Below are 25,594 nucleotides of genomic sequence, written 5' to 3' on the forward strand. Positions count from 1 at the left end.
GCTTCACTCCCGATGGTCGTGGTCTGAGAGACTTTTCCATGTTCCACGTGGAACATGGATACCGGCGTATCCGTGCGCCAGCCGTCTTTCAATAGTTGCGGGTCCACACAGGTGATGAATACCTGGCAACCCAAATCTTCAAGCAAGCGGCAAAGAGCCATTCGATGCTGCTCATCCAGTTCCGAGGGCAGGTCGTCCACCAGGTAGACGCACTGTCCGCGCTTGGCGCGATTGATCAGATGACCTTGGGCGATGCGCAGGGCGCATACCACCAGCTTCTGCTGACCGCGCGAGAGAATCTCCGCGGCGTTATGACCTGCCAACCGTATGCGAAGATCCGCACGCTGCGGTCCCGCCTGGGTGTGGCCCATCTGCTGGTCGCGCAACAGGCTGGAAGCCAGGACCTCCAGGAGGTCCCGGTCCTTGTCCCAGCCTCGGTAGTAGCTAAGGGTCAGGTCATCCAGTGAAACCAATTCGGCGAGTGTTTCCTCGAATACCGGTTTCAACGCCTGGATATAGCTTCTGCGGTAGGCATCGATCTCATCGCTGGCCAGGCTCAATTCCCGGTCCCAGGCCGCTTGCGACGCGGGGTCCAGTTTACCATGCCGGAGCCAGGAGTTCCGCTGGCGCAGCGCCTTCTGCAGGCGCTGCCAGACGGGCAGAAACCGAGGTTCCACGTGGAACACTCCCCAATCGAGGAACTGTCGGCGGATCTTCGGAGCTCCCTCGAGCAACCGAAAGCTGTCCGGGTTGATCAGTTGCAGTGGAAGTGTTTCCGCTAATTGAGCCGCACTTCGGGCGTTCTGCCCATCGATGCGAATGGTGAACTCGCCCTGGCGCTCACGGGAAATCCCCAGGTTGCTGGCGATGCCGTTGGCCAACATCACCTGGCCGAATACGGTGCAGGCCGCTTCCTCGTACTGGATCACCGGCTGCAAGCGCGCACTGCGGAATGAACGCGCCAGGCCCAGCAGGTGGATGGCTTCGAGCACGCTGGTCTTGCCGCTGCCATTATCGCCGTAGAGGATGTTGATGCGGGGGGAGGGGGAGAGGGTCACCGGGTGCAGGTTGCGCACCGCGGTGACCGAAACGCGGGTCAGGGACATTCAGTGTGATTAGAGGCGCATCGGCATGACGACATAGGCAGAATCGTCATTGTCGGCCTCGTGGACCAGGGCGCTGCTGTTGGAATCGGAAAGGATGAAGCGGACCTGCTCGGTACCGATCACACCCAGCACGTCGAGCAGGTAACTGACGTTGAAGCCGATCTCCAGGTTGCCGCCGTTGTACTCGACCTGCACTTCTTCCTCGGCCTCTTCCTGCTCCGGGTTGTTCGCCTGGATTTTCAGCAAACCGTTGGAAAGCTGCAGGCGAATGCCGCGGTACTTCTCGTTGGAGAGGATCGCGGTACGGCTGAAGGCTTCGCGCAGTTGCTGGCGGTCACCGACCACCAGCTTGTCGCCACCGCGCGGCAGTACACGCTCGTAGTCCGGGAACTTGCCGTCCACCAGCTTCGAAGTGAAGGTGAATTCGCCAGTGGTGGCACGGATATGGTGCTGGCCCAGGACGATGCCGACTTCGCCGTCCTGCTCGGTGAGCAGACGAGCCAGTTCGAGGATGCCTTTGCGCGGCACGATCACCTGGTGGCGGTCCTGCGACGGGATCTGCGCATCCAGCGAGCACATGGCCAGTCGGTGGCCGTCGGTGGCGACGGAGCGCAGGGTGCCGCCGTTCACTTCCAGCAGCATGCCGTTGAGGTAGTAACGCACGTCCTGCTGGGCCATGGCGAAGCTGGTGCGGTCGATCAGGCGACGCAGCTTGCTCTGGGCAATGCTGAAGTTCAGCGAGCCGGGACCTTCCTCTACGGTGGGGAAATCGTTGGCCGGCAGGGTGGACAGGGTGAAGCGGCTACGCCCGGCCTTCACCAGGAGTTTCTGCTCTTCGACACGGATGTCGATCAGCACGTCGTTCGGCAGGCTCTTGCAGATGTCCATCAGCTTGCGCGCCGGTACGGTGATCTCGCCGGGTTCGGCGGCATCTTCCAGTACCACGCGACCAACCAGCTCGACCTCGAGGTCGGTGCCGGTCAGCGACAGTTGCTGGCCTTCGACCACCAGCAGGACGTTGGAGAGAACCGGCAATGTCTGGCGGCGTTCCACGACGCCGGCGACCAGTTGCAGCGGTTTCAACAGGGCTTCGCGTTGAATGGTGAAATGCATGGTCTAGTCCCTTGCCTCGTGGGCTGCGTCAGGTTGTCAGGGTACGCAGCAGGTTCTTGTAGTCCTCGCGGATATCCGCGTCGGATTCCCTAAGTTGAGCGATCTTACGACAGGCGTGCAACACCGTGGTGTGATCCCGACCGCCGAAGGCCACGCCGATCTCCGGCAGGCTGTGGTTGGTCAGCTCCTTGGAGAGCGCCATGGCCACCTGGCGCGGGCGCGCCACCGAACGCGAACGCCGCTTGGACAACAGATCGGATATCTTGATCTTGTAGTACTCGGCGACGGTGCGCTGGATGTTGTCGATGCTGACCAGCTTGTCCTGAAGGGCCAACAAGTCCTTCAGCGACTCGCGAATCAGCTCGATGGTGATCGGCCGGCCCATGAAGTGCGAGTGGGCGATCACCCGCTTCAGCGCACCTTCCAGTTCACGCACGTTGGAACGGATGCGCTGGGCGATGAAGAAGGCCGCGTCGTGCGGCAGCTCGATCTTCGCCTGCTCGGCCTTCTTCATCAGGATCGCCACCCGGGTTTCCAGTTCCGGCGGCTCGACGGCCACCGTCAGGCCCCAGCCGAAGCGGGACTTCAGCCGCTCTTCCAGGCCTTCGATTTCCTTCGGATAGCGGTCGCTGGTGAGGATCACCTGCTGGCCGCCTTCGAGAAGGGCGTTGAAGGTGTGGAAGAACTCCTCCTGGGAGCGCTCCTTACGGGCGAAGAACTGGATGTCGTCGATCAACAGTGCGTCCACCGAGCGGTAGAAGCGCTTGAATTCGTTGATGGCGTTGAGCTGCAAGGCCTTCACCATGTCCGCGACGAAACGTTCCGAATGCAGGTAAACCACCTTGGCGTTCGGGTTCTTCTTCAGCAGGTGGTTGCCCACCGCATGCATCAGGTGGGTCTTGCCCAGGCCGACGCCACCGTAGAGGAACAGCGGGTTGTAGCCGTGCTTGAGGTTGTCCGCCACCTGCCAGGCGGCGGCGCGGGCCAACTGGTTGGACTTGCCCTCGACGAAGTTCTCGAAGGTGAAGGTACGGTTGAGATAGCTGGTGTGCTTCAGCGCGCCTTCGACCTGGACGTTGCGCTCGGTGCGTACCGCAGGTGCGGCTCCGGCCGGCATAGCGGCGGCCAGCGGATCGATGCTGGGCTCTTCCGGCTCGTAGGGGTCGCTCGACACGCTGGGAGCCGTCGTCACTGGCGGCAGCTCTTCACGTGGCACCACCACGGGCGCGGCCGATACCGGCTGCACTGGCGCCGGCGGCGGAGCAACCGGAGGCGGGGGAGCCACGTGGGTCTGCGATGGGACGATGGCGGCGCGCGGCGTACGGCTACGCTTGCTGCCTATTAATAAGGAAAGGGCGGGCAACTGACCCTCGCCGCGTTCACCGAGCAGTTCCAGAAGCCGACCGAGGTATTTCTCGTTCACCCAATCGAGGACGAAACGGTTGGGTGCATACACACGCAATTCGTCGCCTTCGGCTTCGACCTGCAAGGGACGGATCCAGGTGTTGAATTGTTGGGACGGCAGCTCATCGCGGAGAAGATCCACGCACTGCTGCCAAAGTTCCACGGACACGGATATCCCCCAAAGATTGGAAAGGCGGCACAACGAAATAAGCGCCTATTGTAGCCGGACGGGCCGGACTTATCCACATGCCGATGCGCTGAGGCCCCAAGCAAATCAAGACCTTAATAAAAGCAGGCAGGCCGACGGACGGTCGTCCTGGACTTTGTGGATAACCCTTGCTTTGAAGGGGGTACATCCCTGCGCACAGCCGTGTGGAAAAAACCGCTGTGGATAACCATCTCGTTCATCCCCAGGCTTCGCTCAGGAAGGAAACAGCCTCGACACCGGTTCTCGACAACCTTTTGCCTGCCGGAGAAACACGCAGTTGCTGGGCTTCGTCGAGTTATGCACAGAAAAGCGCCGTCCCAAAAGCATTAACCGTTTCTATCCTTTAAAAGAAAAATGACTTCCTTGTATCTATCTATTACGTCATCGCTGGTTGGAAATTGACCTGCCCGTTCGATTTCACTAGAATCGCCGGTCTCTTTAAACGGGGTCACTGCGACCTCAAGTCGTCAACCCAGGTACCGAATCATGAAACGTACTTTCCAACCCAGCACCCTCAAGCGCGCTCGCGTCCACGGTTTCCGCGCCCGTATGGCCACCAAGAACGGCCGTCAGGTTCTGTCGCGTCGTCGCGCCAAAGGCCGTAAGCGTCTGACCGTCTGATTTATCCGGTACGGGTGGTGAGTCGGGACTTCGACCGGGACAAGCGTCTACTGACAGCCCGGCAATTCAGCGCAGTCTTCGACTCTCCGACCGGCAAGGTCCCCGGCAAGCACGTCCTGCTGCTGGCGCGCGAGAACGGTCTCGATCACCCCCGCCTGGGCCTGGTGATCGGCAAGAAGAACGTCAAGCTCGCCGTCCAGCGCAATCGCCTCAAACGCCTGATCCGCGAATCGTTCCGCCATAACCAGGAAACCCTGGCTGGCTGGGATATCGTGGTGATCGCGCGCAAAGGCCTGGGCGAACTGGAAAATCCGGAGCTGCACCAGCAGTTCGGCAAGCTCTGGAAACGCCTGTTGCGCAATCGACCTCGCACGGAAAGCCCTGCTGACGCCCCTGGCGTGGCCGACGGTACTCATGCATAGGTCGATGCCCGCGCATCCCGATCCCTGTAGTGTCATCCCCCCTTCGATGACCCGGCACCGTCGTTCCCAGCCAAGTTGTACTTCCCTAGCGTACGAGGCTATCGCGCAGCATGGCCCGCGACGCAATGGTCGCCCGAGTGCGGTTTCCTCCACTCGGCTCCATCACTGGCAATCCCGTAGCCGCGATCTGCTACTGTCAGTTTCCTTCAAGCCCCGCCCTTTCTCGATGGCCGAGTAACCATGGACATTCAACGCTCGATTCTCATCGTCGCCCTTGCAGTCGTGTCCTACCTGCTGGTTCTCCAGTGGAACAAGGATTACGGTCAGCCTGAGCTGCCCGCCGCCAGCGCTTCGATGAACACCACGCAAGGCCTGCCGGACACTCCGTCCGCCTCGGGCACCAGCAGTGACGTTCCCACTGCCCAGAGCAGTGCGGCCGGCAGCGAAGCCGCCGACAAGCCGGTTGCGGTCAGCGACAAGCTGATCCAGGTGAAGACCGACGTCCTCGACCTGGCCATCGATCCCCGTGGCGGCGATATCGTCCAGCTCGGCCTGTTGCAGTATCCGCGCCGCCTGGACCGTCCGGACGTGCCGTTCCCGCTGTTCGACAACGGTCGCGAACGTACCTACCTGGCGCAGAGCGGCCTCACCGGTGCCGACGGCCCGGACGCCAGCAGCGCCGGCCGCCCGCTGTTCCACAGTGCGCAGAGCAGCTACCAGTTGGCCGACGGCCAGAACGAACTGGTCGTGGACCTGAGCTTCAGCCACGACGGTGTCAACTACATCAAGCGCTTCACCTTCCACCGTGGCCTGAAAGCCGATTGCTCGGACAAGGAAAAGGCTCAGAAGAAGATCGAGTGCATCAATGAAAACGCCTATCAGGTCGGCGTCAGCTACCTGATCGACAACCAGAGCGGCAAGACCTGGAGCGGCAACCTGTTCGCCCAGCTCAAGCGCGACGGCAGCGCCGACCCGTCCTCGACCACCGCCACCGGGGTGTCCACCTACCTCGGCGCCGCGGTCTGGACCCCGGATTCGCCGTACAAGAAGATCTCCACCAAGGACATGGACAAGGAACAGTTCAAGGAGTCCGTGCAGGGTGGCTGGGTCGCCTGGCTGCAACACTACTTCGTGACCGCCTGGGTTCCGACCAAGGGCGAGCAGCACCAGGTCATGACCCGCAAGGACGGCCAGGGCAACTACATCGTCGGTTTCACCGGCCCGACCCTGAGCGTTCCGGCGGGTAGCAAGGTGGAAACCGACCTGACCCTGTATGCCGGCCCGAAACTCCAGAAGCACCTGAAGGAACTCTCCCCGGGCCTGGAACTGACCGTCGACTACGGTTTCCTCTGGTTCATCGCCCAGCCGATCTTCTGGCTGCTGCAACATATCCACAGCCTGATCGGCAACTGGGGCTGGTCGATCATCGCCCTGACCGTCCTGATCAAGCTGGCCTTCTTCCCGTTGTCCGCCGCCAGCTACCGTTCGATGGCGCGCATGCGCGCGGTGTCGCCGAAGATGCAGGCGATCAAGGAACAGCACGGCGACGATCGGCAGAAGATGTCCCAGGCGATGATGGAGCTGTACAAGAAGGAGAAGATCAATCCGCTGGGCGGCTGCCTGCCGATCCTGGTCCAGATGCCGGTCTTCCTCTCCCTCTACTGGGTACTCCTGGAAAGCGTGGAAATGCGCCAGGCGCCGTGGCTCGGCTGGATCACCGACCTGTCGGTGAAGGATCCGTTCTTCATCCTGCCGATCGTCATGGGCGGCACCATGCTGATCCAGCAGATGCTCAACCCGACCCCGCCGGACCCGATGCAGGCCAAGGTGATGAAGCTGATGCCGATCATCTTCACCTTCTTCTTCCTCTGGTTCCCAGCCGGTCTGGTGCTGTACTGGGTGGTCAACAACTGCCTGTCGATCGCTCAGCAGTGGTACATTACCCGCAAGATCGAGGCAGCCGCGAAGACCGCCTGACGTCTATCGCGAAAACTGTCCACAACAAGACGCCCCCTCGAGGGGCGTCTTGCTATCCGGAGATATCCACATGCAAGCCGTCACCGAAACCATCGTCGCGATAGCTACTGCCCAGGGCCGCGGCGGCGTGGGAATCGTCCGCGTCTCCGGACCTCTCGCCGGACAGATGGCCGTGGCCGTGAGCGGACGCCAGCTGAAAGCCCGGCATGCGCATTACGGACCGTTCCTCGATGCCGGTGGGCAGGTGATCGACGAAGGCCTGTCACTGTATTTCCCCGGCCCGAACTCGTTCACCGGCGAAGACGTACTCGAACTGCAGGGGCACGGCGGCCCCGTGGTACTCGACCTGCTGGTGCAGCGTTGTCTGGAACTGGGTGCCCGCCAGGCGCGACCGGGCGAGTTCAGCGAGCGTGCGTTCCTCAACGATAAGCTCGACCTGGCCCAGGCCGAAGCCATCGCCGATCTGATCGAGGCCAGCTCGGAGCAGGCCGCGCGCAATGCATTGCGTTCCCTGCAGGGCGAATTCTCGCGCCGGGTACATGCATTGACCGAGCAACTGATTTCCCTGCGCATCTATGTCGAAGCCGCCATCGACTTCCCCGAGGAAGAAATCGACTTCCTCGCCGATGGCCATGTACTGGGGCTTCTGGAAAAAGTACGCACAGAATTATCCACAGTGCAGCGCGAAGCTTCCCAAGGCGCCCTGCTGCGCGACGGCATGACCGTGGTCATCGCCGGACGACCGAATGCCGGCAAGTCCAGCCTGCTGAATGCCCTGGCCGGTCGCGAGGCGGCCATCGTCACGGACATAGCCGGCACCACCCGCGATGTACTGCGCGAACATATCCACATCGATGGCATGCCCCTGCATGTGGTGGACACCGCAGGCCTGCGGGATACCGAGGACCATGTGGAAAAGATCGGCGTGGAACGTGCGCTGAAAGCCATCGGCGAAGCCGATCGCGTGCTGCTGGTGGTGGACGCCACCGCCCCGGAAGCAGCGGACCCGTTTTCCCTATGGCCGGAGTTTCTCGACCAGCGACCGGAACCGGGCAAGGTCACCCTGATCCGCAACAAGGCGGATTTGTCCACAGAGTCCATTGGCCTTGAGGAAAGCGCGGACGGCCACGTCACCATCACCCTCTCGGCGCGCACCGGCGCCGGCCTGGAGCTGCTGCGCGAACACCTGAAGGCCTGCATGGGCTTCGAACAGACCGCGGAAAGCGGTTTCAGCGCCCGCCGGCGCCACCTGGAGGCGCTGCGCCAGGCTGGCCAGGCGCTGGAGCATGGCCACAGCCAACTTATCCACAATGGCGCAGGCGAGCTGCTGGCCGAGGATCTGCGCCAGGCCCAGCAGCACCTGGGTGAAATCACCGGCGCATTCACCCCCGACGACCTGCTGGGTCGCATCTTCTCGAGTTTCTGCATCGGCAAGTAATGGGGCTCGGCCCACGCCGAGTTGTGGATAACCAGGGCAAGGTTCGCTCCGGTTCTGCGTACTTTCCTTTCACTGTGCCCCTTGCCGCCGGCACTCAACCACGCAGGCATGGATTGCCGGCGCGCCGCTTCGTCCCCGAGAAAACCATCTGCGCCGATGTCGGTCTGCATGGGATGGATATCCACCTGGGAGAGGTTTATGCACAGGCATCGCGCTCCGATCCGGCGTCCGCGAAGGCGCTGCGCTGTGGTCAATCTCCCTCTCGAACGGCGTATCTATCCCGTTGTCTCGCCTGGCGCTATCGCCACGCGCCGGGACGTTCCGTGCACGCAAGACAACCCGGTAAGCGATTTACCCACAAGCCTGGAAGAGATTCTGCGAAAAGAGCTGTTGCAGACCCTGGACTCCGTCGATACCGGCCAGGCGCGGCCCTCGCCTTCGGCTCCCAAGGCGTCCCAGGGCGAGCACTCGGACACTACAACATGGAGATCGTAGCCAACCTGGCGGTATGGCTCGGCGGCGAATGCCATGTCGGACAGATGATCGACTGGTTCGGCAGTTACGACCGCACTAGCGGGCTCAGTGCTCGGCTACTGCTGCGCAAACCCGCTAACGAGGGCTCCGAGCGGGATTTCCAGGTCTCCGCCAAGCGCCGCTTCGAGCGCCTGTCGTCATCCATCGATACGCTGGAAAGCGGCAACGACTAAGCCTTTCCCACGCCTTTCCATCTCCTTCTTCCTACCTGGCTGCGGTCCTGCCGCGGCCCGGATACGCTCGCCTGAAACCTGTGGAAAACCCCAGGGACAGGAGGGTAGATAAACCCGCCGAAGCTCTGTGCATAACTCCACATGTTGATAACGAGCCATTCCATCCACAGCTAAAAAACGCTTATCAACAGGGCCCAGATAGGGTTTGGGACAGCCTTATCATTCGCTACAGGCTATGTCTTTACTGGGCTCGACGTACTTATCAACAGAAAAGCCGCTGCTAAGTAATAAACACAAGTTCTAAAAAGATATAAACATTCCTTTCCTTTTATTTTTTGTAAGCCCGCCGAGCCGTTTTGCTCCCTCGATCTGGATTGGCTATTTTTTGTCCAGGAGTCTTCATTCAGGTTCGCTAAATCCTTATACTGTCCGGCTTTCCTGAATTCCTGCTTCTGAACAGGCCGAGGTGCGTGGTGGATTTCCCTACCCGTTTTGACGTAATCGTGATCGGCGGTGGCCATGCAGGCACCGAAGCCGCACTCGCGGCTGCGCGCATGGGTGTGAAAACCCTGCTGTTGACCCACAATGTGGAAACCCTGGGGCAGATGAGCTGCAACCCCGCCATCGGCGGCATTGGCAAGAGCCATCTGGTCAAGGAAATCGACGCCCTTGGCGGCGCCATGGCCGAAGCCACCGACAAGGGCGGTATCCAGTTCCGCATCCTTAACAGCCGCAAGGGGCCGGCAGTGCGCGCCACTCGTGCACAAGCCGATCGCGTGCTCTATAAGGCCGCTATCCGCCATACACTGGAAAACCAGCCGAACCTGTGGATATTCCAGCAGGCCTGCGACGACCTGATCGTCGAGCAGGATCAGGTCCGCGGCGTAGTGACCCAGATGGGCCTGCGCTTCCATGCTGACAACGTGGTCCTGACTACCGGCACCTTCCTCGGCGGACTTATCCACATCGGCCTGGAGAACTACTCCGGCGGACGCGCCGGCGACCCGCCGTCCATCGCTCTGGCGCGTCGTCTGCGTGAATTGCCGCTGCGGGTCGGCCGTCTGAAGACCGGCACGCCGCCGCGGATCGACGGGCGCAGCGTGGACTTCTCGGTGATGACCGAGCAGCCGGGTGACACGCCGATCCCGGTGATGTCCTTCCTTGGTTCGAAGGAACAGCATCCCGAGCAAGTCAGTTGCTGGATCACCCATACCAACGCACGGACCCACGAGATCATCGCCGCCAACCTCGATCGTTCGCCGATGTATTCCGGTGTGATCGAAGGCATCGGCCCGCGCTACTGCCCGTCGATCGAAGACAAGATCCATCGCTTTGCCGACAAGGAAAGCCACCAGGTCTTCCTCGAGCCGGAAGGCCTGACGACCCACGAGCTGTATCCCAACGGCATTTCCACGTCCCTGCCGTTCGACGTGCAACTGCAGATCGTGCGTTCCATCCGTGGCATGGAAAACGCCCACATCGTGCGGCCGGGCTATGCGATCGAGTACGACTTCTTCGATCCCCGCGATCTCAGGTACAGCCTGGAGACCAAGGTCATCGGCGGCCTGTTCTTCGCCGGCCAGATCAACGGCACCACCGGCTACGAGGAAGCTGGCGCCCAGGGCCTGCTGGCCGGCGCCAATGCTGCGTTGCGTTCGCAGGGCAAGGACAGCTGGTGCCCGCGCCGTGACGAGGCCTACATCGGCGTGCTGGTGGACGACCTGATCACGCTCGGCACCCAGGAGCCGTACCGCATGTTCACCTCGCGGGCGGAATACCGCCTGATCCTCCGCGAGGACAACGCCGACCTGCGTCTCACCGAGAAGGGACGCGAGCTGGGCCTTGTCGACGATCGGCGCTGGGCTGCCTTCGAAGCCAAGCGCGAAGGTATCGAACGCGAGGAACAGCGGCTGAAGAGCACCTGGGTGCGGCCGAATACCCCGCAGGGCGACGCCATCGCCGAGCGTTTCGGTACGCCGCTGACCCATGAATACAACCTGCTCAACCTGCTGAGCCGCCCCGAGATCGATTACGCCGGCCTGGTGGAGATCACCGGCGACGCTGTGGATAACCCCCAGGTGGCCGAGCAGGTGGAGATTCGCACCAAGTACGCCGGCTACATCGACCGCCAGCAGGAGGAAATCGCCCGGCTGCGCGCCAGCGAAGATACCCGCCTGCCTGTGGATATCGATTACCTGGGGATTTCCGGCCTGTCGAAGGAAATCCAGAACAAGCTGAACCAGGCCCGTCCGGAAACCCTCGGACAGGCTTCGCGAATCCCCGGCGTCACGCCGGCTGCGATTTCGCTGTTGTTGATCCACCTGAAGAAGCGTGCCTCTGGCCGCCAACTGGAGCAGAGCGCTTGATGTCTGCGGTAACCCAACATCACGCCGACGAACTCGCGCGCGGTGCTGACGAGCTAGGCGTCGCTCTCGACGCCGACAAGCAACGCCAGCTGCTGGCCTACCTGGCCCTGCTGATCAAATGGAACAAGGCCTACAACCTGACCGCCGTGCGCGACCCGGACGAGATGGTTTCGCGCCACCTGCTCGACAGCCTGAGCATCGTGCCTTACGCCGAGGCTGGGGATAACTGGCTGGATGTCGGCAGCGGCGGCGGCATGCCCGGCGTGCCGCTGGCCATCCTGTTCCCGGAAAAGCGCCTGACCCTGCTCGACAGCAACGGCAAGAAGACCCGCTTCCTGACCCAGGTGAAGCTCGAGCTGAAGCTGGCCAACCTCGAAGTCGTGCACAGCCGGGTGGAAGCCTTCCGTCCCGAGAGCCCCTTCGATGGCATCGTTTCCCGCGCTTTCAGCAGCCTGGAGGACTTCGCCAACTGGACCCGCCACCTCGGTGGCCAGGAAACCCGCTGGCTGGCGATGAAGGGCGTGCATCCGAACGAAGAGCTGGCGGCACTCCCGGAGGATTTCCGGGTCGAAGCCGAGCACGCGCTGGCGGTACCCGGTTGCCAAGGTCAGCGGCATCTGCTGATACTGCGGCGCACAGCATGAGGGGGAACAGGGATAACCATGGCTAAGGTATTCGCGATCGCCAACCAGAAAGGCGGTGTCGGCAAGACCACGACCTGTATCAACCTCGCGGCCTCCCTCGTGGCGACCAAGCGCCGCGTCCTCCTGCTGGACCTGGATCCCCAGGGCAACGCCACCACCGGCAGCGGCATCGACAAGCACAACCTGGAGCACTCCATCTACGACGTGCTCACCGGCGAGTGCAACCTCGCCGAGGCCATGCAGTTCTCCGAACACGGCGGCTACCAGTTGTTGCCGGCCAACCGCGACCTGACCGCCGCGGAAGTGGTGCTGCTGGAAATGGACATGAAGGAAAATCGCCTGCGCAACGCGCTGGCGCCGATCCGCGAGAACTACGACTACATCCTCATCGACTGCCCGCCGTCGCTGTCGATGCTCACCGTCAATGCGCTGACCGCCGCCGACGGCGTGATCATCCCCATGCAGTGCGAGTACTACGCGCTGGAGGGACTGACCGACCTGATGAACAGCATCCAGCGCATCGGCCAGTTGCTCAACCCGACGCTGAAGATCGAGGGCCTGTTGCGGACCATGTACGATCCGCGCATCAGCCTGACCAACGATGTCTCCGCGCAATTGCAGGAGCATTTCGGCGACACCCTCTACAGCACCGTCATCCCGCGTAACGTGCGCCTCGCCGAAGCCCCCAGCTTCGGCATGCCGGCGCTGGTTTACGACAAGCAATCCCGCGGCGCCATCGCCTACCTGGCGCTGGCCGGCGAGCTGGTCCGCCGCCAGCGCGCCAAAGGCCGCGCCGCAACCGCATAAGGAACCCGCATGGCAGCCAAGAAACGTGGACTGGGACGCGGGCTCGATGCCCTGCTGGGCGGCTCGAGTCCCGCCAAACTGCAGGAAGAAGCCGTACAGGCCGACCGCCGCGAGTTGCAGCAGATCCCCCTCGACCTGATGCAGCGCGGCAAGTACCAGCCGCGTCGCGACATGGACCCTCAGGCGCTGGAGGAACTGGCGCAGTCGATCAAGGCCCAGGGCGTGATGCAGCCCATCGTGGTGCGGCCGATCGCCAATGGCCGCTACGAGATCATCGCCGGCGAGCGGCGCTGGCGGGCCAGCCAGCAGGCCGGACTGGAAAAGATCCCGGCGCTGGTGCGCGACGTGCCGGACGAAGCGGCCATCGCCATGGCGCTGATCGAGAACATCCAGCGCGAGGACCTCAACCCGATCGAGGAAGCCGCTGCCCTGCAGCGCTTGCAGCAGGAGTTCCAGCTGACCCAGCAGCAGGTCGCGGAAGCGGTCGGCAAGTCGCGCGCGACCATTACCAACCTGCTGCGCCTGATCGGCCTGCCGGAAGAGATCAAGACCCTGCTTTCCCATGGCGACCTGGAGATGGGCCACGCCCGTGCGCTCCTCGGTCTGCCGGCAGAACGGCAGGTGGAAGGGGCGCGACATGTTGTCGCACATGGGCTGACCGTACGTCAGACCGAAGCCCTGGTTCGGCAGTGGACGCATGCCCCGGGCAAGCCTGCGGGACCGGTCAAGAGCGACCCGGACATCGCCCGCCTGGAACAGCGCCTGGCCGAGCGCCTGGGCGCTTCGGTGCAGATCCGGCATGGTCAGAAGGGCAAGGGACAGCTGGTCATCCGCTACAGCTCCCTGGATGAACTGCAGGGCGTTCTCGCCCACATCCGTTGACACACTTTGGGTTGTAGCGGGTAGTCGGAAATCACTACCAGCCAGTTGAACAGGGGGGACTCCCCCCCTATACTCTGCGCGCTATTTTGTGGGCACTTTTTATGCCAAGTCGTTGATTTGGCAGTGCCGACACCAGAAGACTGAGAGCGCGATGGAGTCCCGCATGCCAAGTCGCCTGCCGGCATTCAGATTGCTGCTCGTCCAACTGGTAGTAGTGCTTGTTGCTGCGATCTCCCTGTGGATTTCTTGGGGACCGGTAGCCGGATATTCCGGACTGCTGGGAGGGATGATCGCCTGGTTGCCGAATTGTTATTTCGCCTACAAGGCGTTCCGTTTCAGCGGAGCGCGGGCTGCCCGGGAAATCGTTCGCTCTTTCTATGCGGGCGAAGCCGGGAAACTGATTCTGACGGCGGTGCTTTTCGCACTGGCGTTCGCAGGCGTGAAGCCACTGATGGCGCCGGCTCTGTTCGGTGTCTATCTGCTGACCCTGATGGTCAGCTGGTGCGCACCCCTGCTGATGGGAAAAACATTTACAAGACCTTAGAGCGATTGAGGCAAACATGGCAGCAGAAACCGCTTCGGGTTACATCCAGCACCACTTGCAGAACCTGACCTTCGGGCGTCTGCCTAATGGTGATTGGGGGTTCGCCCACACCGCCGAGCAAGCCAAGGAAATGGGCTTCTGGGCATTCCACGTAGACACCCTGGGCTGGTCGGTACTGCTCGGCGTGGTGTTCCTGTTCATCTTCCGCCTGGCAGCCAAGAAGGCCACCAGCGGCCAGCCGGGTGGACTGCAGAACTTCGTCGAGGTGATGGTCGAGTTCGTCGACACCAGCGTCAAGGACACCTTCCACGGGCGCAACCCGTTGATCGCGCCCCTGGCCCTGACCGTGTTCGTCTGGATCTTCCTGCTCAACCTGATCGACCTGGTTCCGGTGGACTACCTGCCGATGCTGGCCGCGAAGATCACCGGCGACGAGCACCTGTTCTTCCGCGCGGTGGCCACCACCGACCCGAACGCCACCCTCGGCCTGTCGATCTCGGTGTTCGCCCTGATCATCTTCTACAGCATCAAGGTCAAGGGCATCGGCGGCTTCCTCGGTGAACTGACCCTGCACCCCTTCAGCAGCAAGAACATCGTCGTTCAGATCCTGCTGATTCCGGTGAACTTCCTGCTCGAGTTCGTGACCCTGATCGCCAAGCCGGTTTCGCTGGCGCTGCGTCTGTTCGGCAACATGTATGCCGGCGAACTGATCTTCATTCTGATCGCCGTCATGTTCGGTAGCGGAATGTTCCTGCTGAGTGCCCTGGGCGTAGCCCTGAACTGGGCGTGGGCTGTGTTCCACATCCTGATCATCACCCTGCAGGCCTTCATCTTCATGATGCTGACCATCGTCTACCTGTCGATGGCGCACGAAGACAACCATTAATCGATTCGCTTCAACCTTTAACCAACACGACAAAAAGTCGGGAGGAAAAATGGAAACTGTAGTTGGACTGACTGCTATCGCCGTTGCTCTGCTGATTGGCCTGGGTGCCCTGGGTACCGCCATCGGTTTCGGTCTGCTGGGTGGCAAGTTCCTGGAAGGCGCAGCTCGTCAGCCTGAAATGGTTCCGATGCTGCAGGTGAAAATGTTCATCGTCGCCGGCCTGCTGGACGCCGTGACCATGATCGGTGTGGGTATCGCCCTGTTCTTCACCTTCGCGAATCCCTTCGTTGGTCAAATCGCCGGCTAATCACTCGAATCATTCGATTTGAGTGTTTGACGGACAACGAACGAGCGAGGTGTTGGCGTGAACATTAATGCAACCCTGATTGGCCAGTCCGTTGCGTTCTTCATCTTTGTGCTGTTCTGCATGAAGTTCGTGTGGCCTCCGGTCATCGCGGCTCTGCAAGAGCGTCAGAAGAAGATCGCTGACGGCCTGGACGCTGCCAACCGCGCGGCTCGTGATCTGGAGCTGGCTCATGAGAAAGCGGGCCAGCAACTGCGCGAAGCCAAGGCTCAGGCAGCCGAAATCGTCGAACAGGCGAAGAAACGCGCTAACCAGATCGTCGATGAAGCCCGCGACCAGGCCCGTACCGAAGGCGAACGCCTGAAGGCCCAGGCCCAAGCGGAAATCGAACAGGAACTGAACAGCGTCAAGGACGCCCTGCGTGCCCAAGTGGGTGCCCTGGCCGTCACCGGCGCAGAGAAGATCCTGGGTGCTTCGATCGACGCAAACGCGCACGAGCAGCTGGTTTCCAAACTGGCAGCCGAGATCTAAGCGAGGGCGCTATGGCAGAACTGACCACGTTGGCTCGTCCCTACGCAAAGGCGGCTTTCGAGTACGCCCAGGCTCATCAGCAACTGGCCGATTGGTCGGCTGCGCTGGGTGTGCTGGCCGCAGTGTCGCAGGACGACACCGTGCGCCAGCTGCTCAAAGAGCCTCAGCTGACCTCTTCGGCCAAGGCCCAGAGCCTGATCGATGTGTGCGGCGACAAGCTGAATGCACCAGCCCAGAACTTCGTCCGGACTGTGGCTGAGAACAAGCGGCTCGAACTGCTGCCGACCATCGCTGAGATGTACGAGCAGTTGAAGGCCGAGCAGGAAAAGTCGGTCGAGGTAGAAGTCACCAGTGCCTTCACCTTGAGCAAAGAACAGCAGGACAAACTCGCCAAGGCTCTCAGCGCCCGGCTCAGTCGCGAAGTGCGGCTACATGCGTCGGAAGACGCGAGCCTGATCGGCGGCGTGATCATTCGCGCCGGTGACTTGGTAATCGATGGCTCGGTGCGCGGCAAGCTCGCGAAACTGGCCGAAGCGTTGAAATCTTGAGTTTGAAGGGGCAGCGGCATGCAGCAACTCAATCCTTCCGAAATTAGTGAAATCATCAAGGGGCGCATCGAGAAACTCGACGTCGCCTCCCAAGCACGAAACGAAGGCACCATCGTCAGCGTGTCCGACGGTATCGTGCGCATCTACGGTCTGGCCGACGTCATGTACGGCGAGATGATCGAGTTCCCGGGCGGCGTCTACGGTATGGCGCTGAACCTGGAGCAGGATTCCGTGGGTGCCGTGGTTCTGGGTGAATACCAGGGCCTCGCCGAAGGCATGAACGCCAAGTGCACCGGGCGCATCCTGGAGGTTCCGGTTGGTCCGGAACTGCTGGGTCGCGTAGTCGACGCACTGGGCAATCCGATCGACGGCAAAGGCCCGATCGACGCCAAGGCCACCGACGCGGTCGAGAAGGTCGCTCCGGGCGTGATCTGGCGTAAGTCGGTAGACCAGCCGGTACAGACCGGCTACAAGTCGGTCGACGCCATGATCCCGGTAGGCCGTGGCCAGCGCGAGCTGATCATCGGCGACCGCCAGATCGGCAAGACCGCCCTCGCGGTCGACGCCATCATCAACCAGAAAGACAGCGGCATTAAGTGCGTCTACGTGGCCATCGGCCAGAAGCAGTCCACTATCGCCAACGTCGTACGCAAGCTGGAAGAGAACGGCGCCCTGGCCAACACCATCGTGGTCGCCGCCAGCGCTTCCGAGTCCGCCGCCCTGCAATACCTGGCGCCGTACTCCGGTTGCACCATGGGCGAATACTTCCGCGATCGCGGTGAAGACGCCCTGATCGTCTACGACGACCTGTCCAAGCAGGCCGTGGCTTATCGCCAGATCTCCCTGCTGCTGCGCCGTCCGCCGGGCCGCGAAGCCTACCCGGGCGACGTGTTCTATCTCCACAGCCGTCTGCTGGAGCGCGCTTCCCGCGTTTCCGAAGAGTATGTCGAGAAGTTCACCAACGGCGCCGTGACCGGCAAGACCGGCTCGCTGACCGCGCTGCCGATCATCGAGACCCAGGCCGGCGACGTTTCCGCGTTCGTTCCGACCAACGTGATCTCGATCACCGACGGCCAGATCTTCCTGGAATCCGCCATGTTCAACTCGGGTATCCGTCCGGCCGTCAACGCCGGTATCTCGGTATCCCGCGTAGGTGGCGCGGCCCAGACCAAGATCATCAAGAAGCTGTCCGGCGGCATTCGTACCGCTCTGGCCCAGTACCGTGAACTGGCGGCCTTCGCCCAGTTCGCCTCGGACCTGGACGAAGCGACCCGCAAGCAGCTGGAGCATGGTCAGCGCGTTACCGAGCTGATGAAGCAGAAGCAGTACGCGCCGATGTCGATCGCCGAGATGTCGCTGTCCCTGTATGCCGCCGAGCGTGGCTTCCTGCAGGACGTCGAAATCGCCAAGGTCGGTAGCTTCGAGCAGGCGTTGATCTCCTACTTCCAGCGCGAGCATGCCGCTCTGCTGGCGAAGATCAACGAGAAAGGTGACTTCAACGACGAAATCGACGCGGGCATCAAGGCCGGCATCGAGAAGTTCAAGGCCACCCAAACCTGGTAAGCCGCAGCGGGAGCCGCGAGGCTCCCGCCTGCTAACCCGATAGGTGTCAAATGGCAGGCGCAAAAGAGATTCGCAGCAAGATTGCGAGCATCAAAAGCACGCAAAAGATCACCAATGCCATGGAAAAAGTGGCGGTGAGCAAGATGCGCAAGGCACAAATGCGCATGGCGGCCGGCCGTCCCTACGCGGAGCGTATTCGCCAGGTGATCGGCCATCTGGCCAACGCCAACCCGGAATACCGTCACCCGTTCATGGTCGAGCGTGAAGTCAAGCGCGTCGGCTACATCGTGGTGAGCAGTGACCGTGGTCTGTGCGGCGGTCTGAACATCAACCTGTTCAAGTCCCTCGTCAAGGACATGAGCGGCTACCGCGAGCAAGGGGCGGAAATCGACCTTTGCGTGATCGGTAGCAAGGGCGCTTCGTTCTTCCGCAGTTTCGGCGGCAACGTCGTGGCAGCTATCAGCCACCTCGGCGAAGAGCCTTCGATCAACGACCTGATCGGCAGTGTCAAGGTGATGCTCGACGCATACCTCGAAGGCCGTATCGATCGCCTGTTCGTGGTCTCCAACAAGTTCGTCAACACCATGACCCAGAAGCCGACCGTGGAACAGCTGATTCCGCTGGTGGCCGATGACGATCAGGAGCTGAAGCACCACTGGGACTATCTCTACGAACCCGACGCCAAGTCGCTCCTCGACGGGCTGCTGGTGCGTTACGTGGAATCCCAGGTGTACCAGGCCGTGGTTGAGAACAACGCCTGTGAGCAGGCGGCCCGGATGATTGCAATGAAGAACGCTACCGACAACGCCGGCGAGCTGATCAGCGATTTGCAGCTGATCTACAACAAGGCGCGTCAGGCGGCGATCACCCAGGAAATCTCGGAAATCGTCGGCGGCGCTGCCGCGGTGTAAGAACAGGTTCAAAATTCAGAGGAACCAGACATGAGTAGCGGACGTATCGTTCAAATCATCGGCGCCGTGATCGACGTGGAATTCCCGCGCGATGCCGTGCCGAGCATCTATGAAGCCCTGAAGGTTCAGGGCGTTGAAACCACCCTGGAAGTCCAGCAGCAGCTGGGCGACGGCGTGGTTCGTTCCATTGCGATGGGTTCCACCGAAGGCCTCAAGCGTGGCCTGAACGTGGACAGCACTGGTGCTGCCATCTCCGTGCCGGTCGGTAAAGCGACCCTGGGCCGGATCATGGACGTACTGGGCAATCCGATCGACGAAGCCGGTCCCATCGGCGAAGAAGAGCGCTGGGGCATCCACCGCGAAGCTCCGTCCTATGCCGACCAGGCTGGCGGCAACGAGCTGCTGGAAACAGGCATCAAGGTGATCGACCTGGTCTGCCCGTTCGCCAAGGGCGGCAAGGTAGGCCTGTTCGGCGGCGCCGGCGTGGGCAAGACCGTCAACATGATGGAACTGATCCGTAACATCGCCATCGAGCACAGCGGTTATTCCGTGTTCGCGGGTGTGGGCGAGCGTACTCGTGAGGGTAACGACTTCTACCACGAGATGAAGGACTCCAACGTACTGGACAAGGTAGCCCTGGTATACGGCCAGATGAACGAGCCGCCGGGCAACCGTCTGCGCGTCGCACTGACCGGCCTGACCATGGCCGAGAAGTTCCGTGACGAAGGCCGTGACGTTCTGTTGTTCATCGACAACATCTACCGTTACACCCTCGCCGGTACCGAAGTGTCCGCACTGCTGGGCCGGATGCCGTCCGCGGTGGGTTATCAGCCAACCCTGGCCGAAGAGATGGGCGTTCTGCAGGAGCGCATCACCTCCACCAAGAAAGGCTCGATCACCTCGATCCAGGCCGTATACGTTCCCGCGGACGACCTCACCGACCCGTCCCCGGCGACCACCTTCGCCCACCTGGACGCGACCGTCGTACTGTCCCGTGACATCGCCTCGCTGGGTATCTACCCCGCGGTCGACCCGCTGGACTCCACCTCTCGCCAGCTCGATCCGCTGGTGATCGGCCAGGATCACTACGACACCGCTCGCGGCGTCCAGTATGTTCTGCAGCGCTACAAGGAGCTGAAGGACATCATCGCGATCCTCGGCATGGACGAACTGTCCGAAGCCGACAAGCTGCTGGTGGCGCGCGCTCGTAAGATCCAGCGCTTCCTGTCCCAGCCGTTCTTCGTAGCGGAAGTCTTCACCGGCTCGCCGGGCAAGTACGTTTCCCTGAAGGACACCATCGCTGGCTTCAAGGGCATTCTCAACGGCGACTACGATCACCTGCCGGAGCAGGCGTTCTACATGGTCGGCGGTATCGAAGAAGCGGTCGAGAAAGCCAAAAAACTGTAATCCTGTGCGCCCGGCGACGGGCGCTCATGTGAGGCAAGCGTATGGCCATAACAGTCCATTGCGACATCGTCAGCGCCGAGGCGGAGATCTTCTCCGGCCTGGTCGAGATGGTTATCGCGCACGGCGCTCTGGGTGACCTGGGTATCGCCCCGGGCCACGCGCCGCTGATCACCGACCTGAAACCGGGCCCCATCCGCCTGGTCAAGCAGGGCGGCGAGCAGGAGGTGTACTACATCTCCGGCGGTTTCCTCGAAGTCCAGCCGAACATGGTCAAGGTCCTCGCCGACACCGTGGTTCGTGCCGGCGACCTCGACGAAGCGGCCGCCCAGGAAGCCCTGAAGGCTGCCGAAAAGGCGCTGCAGGGCAAGGGTGCCGAGTTCGACTACAGCGCCGCTGCCGCGCGTCTGGCCGAAGCCGCAGCCCAGCTGCGCACCGTCCAGCAACTGCGCAAGAAGTTCGGCGGCTGATTTCCAGCCGGTACTTCTAGCGGTGTCAGGGAAAAGGGTAGCCTGTGGGCTACCCTTTTTTCGTTTTGCATCTTCACTCACAGGTTTTGCCTGTGACCACCAGGAACGGTAGTCCAGTCCATGTCCCTTGAAATCGTGATTCTCGCCGCCGGCCAGGGCACCCGCATGCGTTCGGCCCTGCCCAAGGTCCTCCATCCCATTGCCGGCAAGCCGATGCTCGGCCACGTCATCGACTGCGCGCGCCAGTTGCAGCCGGAACGGATCCACGTGGTGATCGGCCACGGCGCGGATCTGGTGCGTGAGCGGATGGCCGCCGACGACCTGAATTTCGTGCTCCAGGCCGAACAGCTCGGTACGGGCCATGCGGTGGCCCAGGCCCTGCCGTTCCTCAGTGCAGACCAGGTGCTGATCCTCTACGGCGACGTGCCGCTGATCCAGCTGGACACCTTGCAGCGCCTGCTGGCGCAAGTCACCCCGGACCAGTTGTCGCTGCTCACCGTCGACATGCTCGACCCCACCGGCTACGGCCGCATCGTCCGTGACGACCAGGGCGCGGTGCAGGCCATCGTCGAGCACAAGGACTCGACCCCGGCGCAGCGCCAGATCGGCGAGATCAACACCGGCATCCTCGCGGTGCCGGGCAAGCGCCTTGCCGACTGGCTCGGCCGCCTGTCCAACGACAACGCCCAGGGCGAGTACTACCTGACCGACGTGATCGCCATGGCGGTCGGCGACGGCCTGGTGGTGGCCAGCGCCCAACCGCTGGACGCGATGGAAGTGCAGGGCGTCAATGACCGCATGCAACAGGCCCAGCTGGAGCGTCACTACCAGCGCCTGCGCGCGGAGGATCTGATGCGCCAGGGCGTGACCCTGCTCGATCCGCAGCGCCTGGATGTCCGTGGCGAAATCTCGGTCGGCCGCGACGTGCTGATCGACGTCAACGTGGTGCTGGAAGGCCGCGTGGTGATCGAGGACGACGTGCGCATCGGACCGAACTGCGTGATTCGCGACAGCGTCCTGCGGCGTGGCGCGGTGATCAAGGCCAACAGCCACCTGGAAGGCGCGGAGCTGGGCGAGGGTAGCGATGCCGGTCCGTTCGCCCGCCTGCGTCCGGGCAGCGTGCTCGGCGCTCGGGCCCATGTCGGCAACTTCGTCGAACTGAAGAATGCCCGCCTGGGCGAGGGCAGCAAGGCCGGCCACCTGAGCTACCTGGGCGATGCCGAGCTGGGCGCCAACTGCAACATCGGCGCCGGCACCATCACCTGCAACTACGATGGTGCGAACAAGTTCCGCACCGAGTTGGGCGACGATGTGTTCATCGGCTCGAACAACTCGCTGGTGGCGCCGCTGAAGATCGGCGATGGCGCGACGACCGCGGCCGGCTCCACCATCACCCATGAGGTTCCGGCGAAGAACCTGGCCTTCGGCCGCGCCCGGCAGAAGAACCTGGAAAACTGGAAGCGCCCGGAAAAAATCAAGAAGTAACGGAGCGGCACGGATGCCGAAGCCTGCGAAATGGATCGTGCTGGGGCTGCTCATAGCCGGGGCGGTGCTGCCCGAATGGCCGCGGATACCCGTCGAAGGCGCCAGTGCCCGCGACTGGAATCCGCGAACCTTCTGGTTCGAGCCCTGGGGGCGCTCCGGAGTGCACAAGGGCATCGACATCTTCGCCCGCAGCGGCACCCCCGTACGCTCCGCCAGCTACGGCCTGGTGCTCTATCGCGGGGAGATCGCCCTCGGCGGCAAGGTCGTCCTGGTGCTGGCGCCCAAGTGGCGCCTGCATTACTACGCCCATCTCGATAGCCTCGACACCTATCCGGGGCAGCCGGTCCTCGCCGGTTCCCGCCTGGGTACGGTCGGCACCTCGGGCAACGCGCGCGGCAAGCCGGCCCACCTGCACTACGCGATCATCACCTTGCTGCCCTATCCCTGGCTGGCCGACGCCAGCACCCAGGGTTGGAAGAAGATGTTCTACCTCGATCCCGATACGGTGCTGCCGAGCCGATGAAAAGTCATTGACGGGAATCGCCGGATAAGTTTTGATTCGCACACTTTTCTTTCGAAACGAAACTTAAGTGATCTCGAAACGTAATACGCCGCAACGTCGCCATGCCATCCTCGCGCTGCTTTCCGAGCAGGGCGAGGTCAGCGTGGACGCACTCGCCAAGCGCTTTTCCACCTCGGAAGTGACCATCCGCAAGGACCTCGCCGCCATGGAAAGCCACGGCCTGCTGTTGCGTCGCTACGGCGGTGCGGTGCCGATGCCGCAGGAACTGATCGGCGAAGCCGCACAGCCCGTCTCGCCCTACAAGCAGGCTATCGGTCGCGCCGCCGCGGCGCGCATCCGCGAGCATGCGCGGATCATCATCGACAGTGGCAGCACCACCGCGGCGATGATCCCCGAACTCGGGCACAAGCCGGGCCTGGTGGTGATGACCAACTCGCTGAACGTGGTCAACGCCCTGCGCGAACTGGAGCACGAGCCGGTGCTGCTGATGACCGGGGGGACCTGGGATCCGCATTCCGAGTCGTTCCAGGGGCAGGTTGCCGAGCAGGTACTGCGTTCCTATGACTTCGACCAACTATTCATCGGTGCCGACGGCATCGATCTCGAACGCGGGACGACCACGTTCAACGAATTGCTGGGCCTGAGCCGGGTGATGGCCGAGGTCGCCCGCGAGGTGATCGTCATGGCCGAGGCCGACAAGGTCGGTCGGCGCATTCCTAACCAGGAATTGCCCTGGAGCAGCATCCATACCCTGATTACCGACGAGCGCCTGGAACCTTCCGCGCGCGAACAGATAACCGCCCGGGGCGTCACGCTGATCTGCGCCCCGGTCGAGGCCTGAAAGGAGAAAGACCCCATGTGTGGAATCGTAGGCGCGATCGCCGAGCGCAACATCACCCCCATCCTCATCGAAGGCCTCAAGCGCCTCGAGTATCGCGGCTACGACAGCGCCGGCGTGGCGGTCTTCGATAACGATGGCAGGCTGCAGCGCTGCCGCCGGGTCGGCAAGGTCGCCAGCCTGGAGGAAGGCCTGGCCGGTACGCCGCTGCTCGGCCGCCTGGGCATCGCCCATACCCGCTGGGCGACCCACGGCGCGCCAACCGAAGGCAACGCCCACCCGCATTTCTCCAGCGACGAACTGGCGGTGGTGCACAACGGCATCATCGAGAACCACGAACCTCTCCGTGAGCGGCTCAAGGGCTTGGGCTACGTGTTCACCTCGCAGACCGACACCGAGGTCATCGTCCACCTGCTGCACCACAAGCTGCAGTCCATCGGCGACCTGACCCTGGCGCTGAAGGACGCGGTCAAGGAATTGCATGGGGCCTATGGCCTGGCAGTGATCAGCGCGGCGCAGCCGGACCGCATCGTCGCCGCCCGCAGCGGCAGCCCGCTGGTGATCGGCCTCGGGCTTGGCGAGAATTTCCTCGCTTCCGACCAACTGGCGCTGCGCCAGGTGACCGACCGCTTCATCTACCTAGAAGAAGGCGACATCGCCGAGATCCGTCGCGACAGCGTGCGCCTGTGGGATGTCCAGGGCAACGACGTGCAGCGCGAGACCGTGCAGTACCACGAAGGCGCCGAAGCCGCCGACAAGGGCGAGTACCGGCACTTCATGCTCAAGGAAATCCACGAGCAGCCCAGCGTCGTGCAGCGCACCCTGGAAGGCCGCCTCGGGCAGAACCAGGTAATGGTGGAAAGCTTCGGCCCGCAGGCGGCGGAGCTGTTCGCCAAGGTCCGCAACGTGCAGATCGTCGCCTGCGGTACCAGCTACCACGCCGGCATGGTCGCCCGTTACTGGCTGGAAAGCCTGACCGGGATTCCCTGCCAGGTGGAGGTCGCCAGCGAGTTCCGCTACCGCAAGGTCGCGGTGCAGCCGGATTGCCTGTTCGTCACCATCTCCCAGTCCGGTGAGACCGCCGACACCCTGGCTGCCCTGCGCAACGCCAAGGAGCTGGGCTTCCTCTCCAGCGTGGCGATCTGCAACGTTGCCACCAGTTCGCTGGTGCGCGAATCCGACCTGACCCTGCTGACCCAGGCCGGCCCGGAAATCGGCGTGGCCTCGACCAAGGCCTTCACCACCCAGTTGGTCGCCCTGCTGCTGCTGACCCTGGGCATCGGCCAGGTGCAGAAGCGCCTGGCCGATGGCGTCGAAGCCGAGCTGGTGGACGAACTGCGTCGCCTGCCGACCCGGCTGGGCGAGGCGCTGGCGATGAACCGTACGGTGGAGAAGGTTTCCGAGCTGTTCGCCGAGAAGCACCATACCCTGTTCCTCGGCCGTGGCGCGCAGTTCCCGGTGGCCCTGGAAGGCGCGCTGAAGCTCAAGGAAATTTCCTATATCCATGCCGAAGCCTACCCGGCCGGCGAACTCAAGCATGGCCCGCTGGCGCTGGTGGACAGCGACATGCCGGTGGTTACCGTGGCGCCGAACAACGAACTGGTGGAGAAGCTCAAGTCGAACCTGCAGGAAGTCCGCGCCCGCGGCGGCGAACTGGTGGTGTTCGCCGACGAAGGCGCGGGCATCGAGGCCGGCGAGGGCACCCATGTGGTGGGCATGCCGCACATCGGCGACGTGCTCTCGCCGATCCTTTACACCATCCCGTTGCAATTGCTCTCGTACCATGTCGCCGTGCTCAAGGGCACCGACGTCGACCAGCCGCGCAACCTGGCCAAGTCGGTCACCGTCGAGTAACGCCGGCCGCGTACCCGAGAAGCCGGGGCAGGCATGCG

General features: G+C 62.6%; 24 protein-coding genes and 1 pseudogene. 22 read left to right on the forward strand and 3 right to left on the reverse strand.

Annotation, left to right across the window (positions count from 1 at the left end):
• Positions 1-3 precede the first annotated feature (3 nt).
• The 3 genes and pseudogenes from recF to dnaA form a co-directional block, all read right to left on the reverse strand.
• A pseudogene (recF, locus tag AC4OR5_RS01345) lies at positions 4-1,106 on the reverse strand (DNA replication/repair protein RecF).
• 9 nt (positions 1,107-1,115) lie between these two features.
• Positions 1,116-2,219 carry a DNA polymerase III subunit beta gene (gene dnaN, locus AC4OR5_RS01350; RefSeq protein WP_003097262.1) on the reverse strand — a complete coding sequence of 368 codons (1,104 nt, stop codon included), beginning with the start codon at positions 2,217-2,219 and terminating at the stop codon, positions 1,116-1,118.
• A 28-nt stretch (positions 2,220-2,247) separates the two neighbouring features.
• A complete protein-coding gene (gene dnaA / locus AC4OR5_RS01355) occupies positions 2,248-3,792 on the reverse strand; it encodes a chromosomal replication initiator protein DnaA (RefSeq protein WP_003109151.1) in 1,545 nt (514 codons plus the stop codon).
• Positions 3,793-4,317: 525 nt separating this feature from the next.
• Between dnaA and rpmH the strand changes: the two genes are divergently transcribed.
• From rpmH to glmS, 22 genes are all read left to right on the forward strand, one after another.
• Positions 4,318-4,452, forward strand: a complete 135-nt coding sequence (rpmH, locus tag AC4OR5_RS01360) for a 50S ribosomal protein L34 (protein WP_003100258.1) — start codon at positions 4,318-4,320, stop codon at positions 4,450-4,452.
• A 14-nt stretch (positions 4,453-4,466) separates the two neighbouring features.
• Entirely contained in the window at positions 4,467-4,874 is a 408-nt protein-coding gene (rnpA, locus tag AC4OR5_RS01365; RefSeq protein WP_003100251.1) for a ribonuclease P protein component, read from the forward strand.
• A gap of 240 nt (positions 4,875-5,114) precedes the next feature.
• On the forward strand, positions 5,115-6,851 hold the full coding sequence (yidC, locus tag AC4OR5_RS01370) for a membrane protein insertase YidC (protein ID WP_003097255.1): 1,737 nt from the start codon (positions 5,115-5,117) through the stop codon (positions 6,849-6,851).
• A 70-nt stretch (positions 6,852-6,921) separates the two neighbouring features.
• On the forward strand, positions 6,922-8,289 hold the full coding sequence (gene mnmE, locus AC4OR5_RS01375; RefSeq protein WP_058159866.1) for a tRNA uridine-5-carboxymethylaminomethyl(34) synthesis GTPase MnmE: 1,368 nt from the start codon (positions 6,922-6,924) through the stop codon (positions 8,287-8,289).
• A gap of 482 nt (positions 8,290-8,771) precedes the next feature.
• Positions 8,772-8,996 carry a hypothetical protein gene (locus AC4OR5_RS01380; RefSeq protein WP_003097251.1) on the forward strand — a complete coding sequence of 75 codons (225 nt, stop codon included), beginning with the start codon at positions 8,772-8,774 and terminating at the stop codon, positions 8,994-8,996.
• Positions 8,997-9,469: 473 nt separating this feature from the next.
• Positions 9,470-11,362: a tRNA uridine-5-carboxymethylaminomethyl(34) synthesis enzyme MnmG gene (gene mnmG / locus AC4OR5_RS01385; RefSeq protein WP_003100244.1), complete on the forward strand. Its 1,893-nt coding sequence runs from the start codon at positions 9,470-9,472 to the stop codon at positions 11,360-11,362.
• Positions 11,362-12,006, forward strand: coding sequence for a 16S rRNA (guanine(527)-N(7))-methyltransferase RsmG (rsmG, locus tag AC4OR5_RS01390; RefSeq protein WP_003100242.1), 645 nt, complete (start codon positions 11,362-11,364; stop codon positions 12,004-12,006). The genes mnmG and rsmG overlap by 1 nt, the downstream gene beginning before the upstream one ends.
• 18 nt (positions 12,007-12,024) lie before the next feature.
• The gene (gene soj / locus AC4OR5_RS01395) at positions 12,025-12,813 is read left to right on the forward strand and encodes a chromosome partitioning protein Soj (RefSeq protein WP_003097243.1); all 789 of its coding nucleotides are present in this window, start codon (positions 12,025-12,027) and stop codon (positions 12,811-12,813) included.
• A gap of 9 nt (positions 12,814-12,822) precedes the next feature.
• On the forward strand, positions 12,823-13,695 hold the full coding sequence (locus AC4OR5_RS01400) for a ParB/RepB/Spo0J family partition protein (protein WP_003100240.1): 873 nt from the start codon (positions 12,823-12,825) through the stop codon (positions 13,693-13,695).
• A 163-nt stretch (positions 13,696-13,858) separates the two neighbouring features.
• Entirely contained in the window at positions 13,859-14,239 is a 381-nt protein-coding gene (locus tag AC4OR5_RS01405) for a F0F1 ATP synthase subunit I (protein WP_003097239.1), read from the forward strand.
• A 16-nt stretch (positions 14,240-14,255) separates the two neighbouring features.
• Positions 14,256-15,125 (forward strand): F0F1 ATP synthase subunit A, encoded by an 870-nt coding sequence (gene atpB / locus AC4OR5_RS01410; RefSeq protein ID WP_003097238.1) that lies wholly within the window; start codon positions 14,256-14,258, stop codon positions 15,123-15,125.
• A gap of 49 nt (positions 15,126-15,174) precedes the next feature.
• Positions 15,175-15,432, forward strand: coding sequence for a F0F1 ATP synthase subunit C (gene atpE, locus AC4OR5_RS01415; RefSeq protein WP_003097235.1), 258 nt, complete (start codon positions 15,175-15,177; stop codon positions 15,430-15,432).
• Positions 15,433-15,489: 57 nt separating this feature from the next.
• Entirely contained in the window at positions 15,490-15,960 is a 471-nt protein-coding gene (locus AC4OR5_RS01420) for a F0F1 ATP synthase subunit B (protein WP_003100235.1), read from the forward strand.
• An 11-nt stretch (positions 15,961-15,971) separates the two neighbouring features.
• Positions 15,972-16,508: a F0F1 ATP synthase subunit delta gene (locus AC4OR5_RS01425; RefSeq protein WP_003097135.1), complete on the forward strand. Its 537-nt coding sequence runs from the start codon at positions 15,972-15,974 to the stop codon at positions 16,506-16,508.
• 18 nt (positions 16,509-16,526) lie between these two features.
• Complete coding sequence (gene atpA, locus AC4OR5_RS01430) at positions 16,527-18,071, forward strand: F0F1 ATP synthase subunit alpha (protein ID WP_003097134.1); 1,545 nt, start codon at positions 16,527-16,529, stop codon at positions 18,069-18,071.
• 50 nt (positions 18,072-18,121) lie between these two features.
• Positions 18,122-18,982 (forward strand): F0F1 ATP synthase subunit gamma, encoded by an 861-nt coding sequence (gene atpG / locus AC4OR5_RS01435; RefSeq protein WP_003097132.1) that lies wholly within the window; start codon positions 18,122-18,124, stop codon positions 18,980-18,982.
• Positions 18,983-19,012: 30 nt separating this feature from the next.
• Entirely contained in the window at positions 19,013-20,389 is a 1,377-nt protein-coding gene (gene atpD, locus AC4OR5_RS01440) for a F0F1 ATP synthase subunit beta (RefSeq protein WP_003097130.1), read from the forward strand.
• 41 nt (positions 20,390-20,430) lie between these two features.
• Positions 20,431-20,856 (forward strand): F0F1 ATP synthase subunit epsilon, encoded by a 426-nt coding sequence (locus AC4OR5_RS01445; protein ID WP_003097128.1) that lies wholly within the window; start codon positions 20,431-20,433, stop codon positions 20,854-20,856.
• Between the two features lie 120 nt (positions 20,857-20,976).
• Positions 20,977-22,341 carry a bifunctional UDP-N-acetylglucosamine diphosphorylase/glucosamine-1-phosphate N-acetyltransferase GlmU gene (glmU, locus tag AC4OR5_RS01450; RefSeq protein WP_058159864.1) on the forward strand — a complete coding sequence of 455 codons (1,365 nt, stop codon included), beginning with the start codon at positions 20,977-20,979 and terminating at the stop codon, positions 22,339-22,341.
• Positions 22,342-22,354: 13 nt separating this feature from the next.
• Positions 22,355-22,864, forward strand: coding sequence for a M23 family metallopeptidase (locus AC4OR5_RS01455; protein ID WP_023107482.1), 510 nt, complete (start codon positions 22,355-22,357; stop codon positions 22,862-22,864).
• Positions 22,865-22,931: 67 nt separating this feature from the next.
• Complete coding sequence (locus AC4OR5_RS01460) at positions 22,932-23,705, forward strand: DeoR/GlpR family DNA-binding transcription regulator (RefSeq protein ID WP_003458389.1); 774 nt, start codon at positions 22,932-22,934, stop codon at positions 23,703-23,705.
• 15 nt (positions 23,706-23,720) lie between these two features.
• On the forward strand, positions 23,721-25,556 hold the full coding sequence (gene glmS, locus AC4OR5_RS01465; protein WP_023107481.1) for a glutamine--fructose-6-phosphate transaminase (isomerizing): 1,836 nt from the start codon (positions 23,721-23,723) through the stop codon (positions 25,554-25,556).
• Positions 25,557-25,594 lie beyond the last annotated feature (38 nt).

This window comes from Pseudomonas sp. YA1, from assembly GCF_058680555.1.